Source organism: Mitsuaria sp. TWR114, assembly GCF_007997345.1.
Map to the genome: position 1 here is coordinate 1 of NZ_VOSR01000495.1, position 584 is coordinate 584.

Genomic DNA, 584 nt, shown 5'->3' on the forward strand with positions numbered 1-584 from the left:
CGTCCGCGTCGAGCAGCACGACGGTGATGGTCTGGCCGCCGCTCTTCATGCGCATCGCCAGGCAGCGGCCGGCTTCTTCGGTGTAGCCGGTCTTGGACAGGCGGATGTCCCAGCCCTTGGCGCCGACCAGGTGGTTGGTGTTGCGCAGCTCGCGCGGCCGGCCATTGACCTCGACCTCGCTGGACTTGTCGCTGCTGATGCGCGCGATCACCGGATAGCGGGCCGCGGCGGCGGCGATGCGGGCGACCTCGGCGGCCGTCGAGGTATTGTGGGGCGACAGGCCGGTCGGATCGGCCAGCGCCGTGTGCGACAGGCCCAGCGCCCGGATCTTGGCGGCGACCGCCGCCTCGTAGGCCGGCAGCCCGCCGGGGAAGTGGCGCGCCAACGCCGAAGCCGCGCGGTTCTCGGACGAGATCAGCGCCAGCTCCAGCGCCGCCTCCCGGCTCATGGTCGCGCCGACGCGCACCCGCGAGCGGCTGTGCTTGAGGCGGTCGACGTCGGCATCGTCGATGCGGATCTCCTCGTTCATGTCCTGCTTGGCGTCCAGCACCACCATGGCCGTCATCAGCTTGGTCAGCGAGGCG

Annotated in this window: 1 protein-coding gene; it reads right to left on the reverse strand. The window is 71.4% G+C overall.

The window, feature by feature from the left end:
* Positions 1-584, reverse strand: a 584-nt coding sequence (locus tag FUT87_RS17510; RefSeq protein ID WP_186830598.1) for a serine hydrolase, incomplete at both ends; no start/stop codon positions are given.